Source organism: Dickeya oryzae, from assembly GCF_020406815.2.
Lineage (GTDB): Bacteria > Pseudomonadota > Gammaproteobacteria > Enterobacterales > Enterobacteriaceae > Dickeya > Dickeya oryzae.
Window position 1 is genome coordinate 531,325 of the sequence record NZ_CP162670.1, and the last position, 6,239, is coordinate 537,563.

A 6,239-nucleotide genomic window follows, 5' to 3' on the forward strand; every position below is an offset into this window, starting at 1 on the left:
ATCATCACCAGCGTCAGTCAGCAAGCGTGATGAACAGGAAGCGATTGCGATTGTGGGAATGAGCGGTAGCTTCCCGATGGCCCCAGATCTGGACGCCTATTGGGACAATCTGCTTCAGGGCAAAGACTGTATCAGTGAGGTTCCGCCCATCCGTTGGAATTGGCGGGATTACTTGCAAGAGGTGGAGGGCGCTGAAAACAAGGACAGCATTCGCTGGGGCGGGTTTATCCAGGATATGGCGGAATTCGATCCGCTGTTTTTCGGCATCTCTCCCCGTGAAGCTGAATTAATGGACCCGCAACAACGTTTGTTGATGACCCATGTCTGGAAAGTGATTGAAGATGCCGGTTATTCGGCCAGTTCTCTGTCCGGCAGCGCGCTGGGCATCTATGTGGGAACGGGGAACACCGGTTATTCCGGCCTGATTGTTGATGCGAAGCTGCCGGCCGAGGGCTTCACCGCAACGGGAATTGTTCCTTCTATCGGGCCGAATCGGATGAGTTATTTTCTCAATGTTCACGGTCCGAGCGAGCCGATTGAAACGGCGTGTTCATCCTCTTTGATTGCTATCCATCGTGGCGTATCGGCCTTGCGCCATGAAGGCTGCGATATGGTGATTGTCGGCGGGATCAATACGCTGGTGACGCCGGATACGTTTGTCAGCTTCTGCAAAGCCGGCATGCTGGCCTCCGACGGTCGTTGTAAAACCTTTTCCAGCAAGGCTGACGGTTATGTTCGGGGAGAAGGCGTTGGGATGTTACTGCTCAAACGCTTATCGGCCGCAGAAGCGGACGGTGATCATATTTATGGCGTGATCCGCGGCAGTGCGCAGAATCACGGCGGGCGGGCCAGCTCTCTGACGGCACCGAATCCAAAGGCTCAGGTTGCATTGCTGGAAAGTGCCTACCGGAATGCCGGTATTGATCCCAGGAGTATCAGCTACATCGAGGCCCATGGTACGGGGACGAAACTGGGCGATCCGATTGAAATCAACAGCCTGAAAACAGCCTTTAACACCATGAAGGCCGATTATTCTGGTGAGGAATATAGCGATACCGCGTGCGGCATCGGGTCGGTGAAAACCAATATCGGGCATCTGGAGATGGCGGCAGGGATTGCTGGCGTCATCAAAGTGCTGCTGCAAATGAAGCATCAAACTCTGGTGAAGAGCCTGCATTATGAAGAACCGAATCCCTATATCGATTTCACGGGAACACCTTTTTATATCGTTAGCGAGACTCGTCCCTGGCATGCGTTGAAAAACGCCCGTGGAGAAACCTTGCCGCGGCGGGCTGGCGTCAGCTCTTTTGGTTTTGGCGGGGCCAATGCGCATGTGGTGATAGAGGAATATCGGGATACCCGCCCGGCACGCCAGGCCGTACAGGACCGTTATGTGGTGCTGTTGTCTGCCAAAGACGATGTGCGTTTACGGCGGGTCGCTCAGAATCTCAGGCAGTATCTGGCGCAGCATCGTGAAGACCCTGATCTGACGTTGGGTCATCTGGCCTATACGCTGCAAGTCGGGCGTGATGCGATGGAGGCACGGCTGGGATGGATCGTGACGTCATTCGATGAACTGTTGGCAAAAATGGACGGTTTTCTGAACGATACCGGGAACCCCGACGACACATACCGGGGCCACCGCGGCAGTCATAAAGGTCTGCTGGCTCAGTTTTCTGCTGATGAAGAGTTGAGTGAAGCCATTGCAAAATGGGCTGAGCGTGGGAAATACGCCAGGTTGCTGAACCTGTGGTGCCAGGGACTGGAGTTTGACTGGTCTGGTCTGTACCAAGGGCAGCGTCCGCGTCGTCTCAGCCTGCCGACCTACCCATTCGACTGTCAGCGGTTCTGGCTTCCGGAAGGTCAGGGGCAACGCCGTGTCGTTGCGCGTTTATCTGATGACAATGGCGCTCACCTGGTACCGGAACAATCAGCCCGCGTACCGTCGTCGTTATCGGAGGATGTTGCGCCAGAGGGCGTCAATCCTCCCTTTAATCTGGATACCTATCTGATACAGCTGATCAGTCGGCAACTCAAAGTCTCCGAAGAGGTCATGAGCCCGGATCGTGCTCTGGAAGAGCTGGGGATGGATTCGGTGGTGTCCGTCGACCTGTTAAACAAGCTCAGGAAAACATTCCCTGATGTGTCTCGCTCGCTGTTTATGGAGTACCGCACCATCGGGGAAATTCAGCACTACCTGCGCAGTCATTTTGGCGAGCAGTTGGCAACGCTTGGTAGCCAGGCCTTGCCTACAGAACCGTGGGATGCGCAAAAGCAAGCGGACCCTCAAAAGCGCGTAGATGAAAAGATAGCGGTAACCGGAGAAGGGCCGGTGCAGAATATCAGTATTATCGGTATGGCAGGCATTTTCCCTCAGGCGGAGAATATCTCTGAATTCTGGGAAAACCTGAGTGCGAGCCGTACAACGCTTTCTGTTTTAAGCGACAAGCGCAGATACCTGATGGCGCTGGATGAGCAGGATAGCGGTAGCCGTCGTATCGGCGGTTATCTCGACGGCGTCGAGTATTTCGATCGCAAACTGTTCAAAGTCCCCCACAAGGAAGCCCAAAAGCTCGATCCCCAGATGCGGAAATTGCTCGAAGTTATCTGGCAAGCCGTGGCGGATGCTGGATATACCCTGAGTCAGTTCCGTGAAAAACGAACCGGACTCTTCGTGGCGACGCGTGGTCATTCCGGCTATCAGGATATTCCTGCCAGGCAGGATCCGGCACAGATGGCACAGTGGCGTTTTCAGGCGGAACAGATATCAGCGTATGCCAATCGTATCTCAAATATTCTGAACCTATCCGGGTTGAGTGAAATTGTTGAAACCGGGTGTGCCAGCTTTCTGGTGGCGATTAGGCATGCCATGAGCGCTATTAAGGAAGGGCGTTGCGAGCAGGCGATTGTTGCCACGGCGGAGCTGGGGCTTTCTCCCTTCATTCAAAACCGCACTGACGATCAGGCTCTGTATAGCTCTCATCCCGTGACGAAAAGCTTTGCCCATGACTCTGATGGCTATGTGAAAAGTGAAGTCGTCGGAGCCATTATCCTGAAGGCAGAGGCGGAAGCGTTGGTGCAGGGGGATGCTATCTATGCCAATGTAAAAGGCGTCGGCATCAGTCATGGTGGCAAAGCCCCTCTGAAGTGGTATAGCCCGAATATTGAAGGGCAAAAATCAGCCATCGTCGCCGCTTTCAGCGAGGCTGGTATTGACCCGGCGACCGTCTCTTATATTGAACCGGAAGCCAACGGTTCCCAGTTGGGGGATGCTTCTGAATTGGTTGCGATTCAGGCGGTATATGGCCCTTATCTGCAGGAGAGCAACGCACAGAAGAACCCTATCCAGGCCAGCAATATCCCAGCAGAAAGTCGTGCGTCTTCCATTGCCATTGGTTCTCTCAAGCCGTTGACTGGTCATGCTGAAACGGCATCGACTTTTCCGGTATTGGTGAAAATGGTGTTGTCGATGTACCACCGTCGTCTGGCAAAAATCGAGGGGCTGGGCGAACTGAACGAAGGGATCACCCTGACCGATGGCTTTGAGCTACTCAGAGAAGAGCGGGCCTGGGAGAAACATGACCATGTACCCCGGCGCGGTGCTATCCACTCCATGAGTATTGGGGGGGTAAATGCACACCTGCTGCTTGAGGAATATGAAGCAGAGCAACGAGTCGAGTTATTCAAGCCTTCCAGCAGGCAGACACCCCAGCCTTTTATTTTCCTGTTTTCTGAAGCGGATGAAGCCAGATTAAACACGTTGGTGAGTGATTACCTGGATTTTTTGCCGCGTGCTCAGGCAGATATCGCTGAGGGCAAGTTTATTTCGGGGGCACCGACGGCGGAAAAGCAGCCTGCTACGGAGTCGGTCTATCTGGAGCAACTCGCATATACCCTGCAACAGGGCAGGGAACATCGGGCCGTACGGTTGGCTGTCAGCGCGGCAAGTATTGCGCAGTTGCAAGAACGTTTGCAGCGCTGGCGATCCCGTGCGGGTAATCAAACTGACATTTATGACAGCCGTCACATGTCAGCGGATATCGCGGCGGGCCTGTCCCATTTCAGCGATGACATGCGGCACGTGGTGATGGATTGGCTGGCGGGCCACGCTGTGGATTGGACGCCGTTACGCCAGGCGCAAGGGCAGGGGGAAGGGATACAAAAACTCCATCTCCCGGTCAATCCGTTGCAGAAGGTCTTTTGCTGGCACGACGGTTTCGACGATATCCCGGCAAATAATGAAAATGGTTCAGTTTCGACAGGCGCGGAACCGCGTTCTGTTGTGGAGTAAACACGGAGTTAGTGTTGTGATTTCTGGATGAAATAGAGGTGAATAATGGGTGAGTTAGACGAAGCGTTGTCAGGTTATCTTGTTGCACTTGCAGCAAAAATACTGAAATGTGAACAAGCGAGTATCGAGTGGGAAAGCGACATTGATGAATATGGATTTGAGTCGATGGAGGTTAATCAATATTGCGCGGATCTGAACAAATTTTTCTCTATCAAGCTGACTCCGGTTGTTTTTCTGGAAGTCAACTCGCTTCAGGGGTTGAGTGAGTATTTGAAAAAGCATCATTTCAATAACCTTGAAACTGCTCTTCTCTGAGCCTGAACCCAAAGGGAATATATTTATGGAAAAATATGATATTCAAAGCGAAACGCAGCGGAAAGTATTTGAAATGATGCCTTCTTTCTTTCTGGATCAGGAAGAACAGGCCAATTTTCACTTTATGATGCATATGCGACTGGTGCTGAAATCTCCCGATTTTATGGAAACGTTTGAACGTGATTTATTTGAGAAAAAATTAGCAGATTTGCAAGCTGCGTATCCTGATTTCTACGCGACGGACTGTGCTGACACCTTCATTAAAATGAAGTCCTACGACTTTTCAGATATGGATCGGACGACGTTTCAGAAGATGATCAATGACGCCAGCAACCCGCCGATCATTGCCAAAGGTTTTCTTAATGACACGAAGGCCGTTCAGGAATGGACCCACGATTATCTGATTGAGCACTATAAAGATACAGAGATTATCGCCGTCGGCTATGATGAGAAGGGAAACAGTTTGAAGAAACTCAAACTGGAAACAATACTCCGTTCTCAATTAGATAAAGATTCCAAGGTGAGTTACTACATTAATAACTCTGCGGAAATTTTTAATGACTACCCTGATTTGATCGATGAAGTCGGTGCCGGGAAAATTCTCGATCTTTTCCATGGCCATTCAGCAAATAGTTTCAGCCAGCTATTTGTCGGTAATCTTCGTACCTGGGGAACGAACTGGCATCAAGGGAATGATATTTCCTGCGCGTTGATGATCAGCGGGGTAAAACGTTGGTACTTTGTCGATCCCCGCTTGGGATATATTTTGCGCCCATTCCTTGATGGGGCAAATGGGATGTCAGCGAAGATGGATGCTCGTTTGGATATCAATTTCCATAAAATTCACAATCCACTTTACGCTTATGCACCCAAGTTCTATGTCGATTTGGAACCGGGCGATGTCCTCTTTTTCACCAAATACTGGCCTCACGCTGTCATCAATACTACGCCATTGCAGATCATGGCTAATATGCGAATGACGGAAGTGGATCTGGAGACCATGACAAAAGGAAAAGATGTCCCGACACTGATGCCGGTATATGACAATATCCTGAATTCAGACCCATCTTTTATCAAATTCAAATTCGATATTTTCAACAGTTTAGGTAAGAAATCCAAAGCTATCGGAGATGAGAATTATTTTTCTGCCTACAACACCACCGGCGATGTCCTGAGTAAGGGAGATAAATGATGAAGGAATATCTGGTAAATTCCGGCCTGTTCAACATGATTATTCGTCCGACGGATAAAGCGTATTACATTCTGAATGATGATCAGGCATCAGCAGATACGCTCCAGGAGTTTCTGGCGGGCGATAACGTGCAATATAGTCGGCTTAAGCCTCTTTGGTTTCGGTATCGGGCCGATGAATCATGGCAGGATTTCGATAAAAAAGATTATCGTCTGGGCAAAGAGCTTTCTGAGGCGGAATTGATCGACCGTTTTGTATTGAAGAAGTTTAACTTCGGCAGTCTGGTGGCGGTCAGGGACACCCAGACCGGTACCGTCAAGGTATTTAAGCGGGACAAGTTACAACTGTCAGCGAGTGAGTAAGCCATTCGTCTAAAGAAAAAAAGGAATGCACGCCCTCTTTTAATTTCCGGTTGCTGCACTAAGCACAAACGTGCGCGTG

The 6,239-nt window shown here is 50.7% G+C and carries 4 protein-coding genes (1 of these 4 running past the window's edge); all 4 read left to right on the forward strand.

Going from position 1 to position 6,239, the window contains the following annotated elements:
* Tightly spaced (at most 45 nt apart), the 4 genes in view from LF929_RS02355 to LF929_RS02370 form a layout consistent with a single transcriptional unit that may run on beyond the window.
* Positions 1 to 4,291: the final stretch of an SDR family NAD(P)-dependent oxidoreductase gene (locus LF929_RS02355; RefSeq protein ID WP_226093246.1), read on the forward strand. It extends 16,097 nt beyond the left edge of the window; 4,291 of the gene's 20,388 nt are visible here — the last part of the coding sequence; its start codon lies beyond the left edge, outside the window; it ends in the stop codon at positions 4,289 to 4,291.
* Positions 4,292 to 4,336: 45 nt separating this feature from the next.
* On the forward strand, positions 4,337 to 4,606 hold the full coding sequence (locus LF929_RS02360; protein WP_016940742.1) for an acyl carrier protein: 270 nt from the start codon (positions 4,337 to 4,339) through the stop codon (positions 4,604 to 4,606).
* 25 nt (positions 4,607 to 4,631) lie between these two features.
* The gene (locus LF929_RS02365; RefSeq protein WP_016940741.1) at positions 4,632 to 5,798 is read left to right on the forward strand and encodes a cupin-like domain-containing protein; all 1,167 of its coding nucleotides are present in this window, start codon (positions 4,632 to 4,634) and stop codon (positions 5,796 to 5,798) included.
* Positions 5,795 to 6,160: a hypothetical protein gene (locus LF929_RS02370; protein WP_226093247.1), complete on the forward strand. Its 366-nt coding sequence runs from the start codon at positions 5,795 to 5,797 to the stop codon at positions 6,158 to 6,160. The genes LF929_RS02365 and LF929_RS02370 overlap by 4 nt, the downstream gene beginning before the upstream one ends.
* The last annotated feature ends 79 nt before the right edge of the window (positions 6,161 to 6,239 follow it).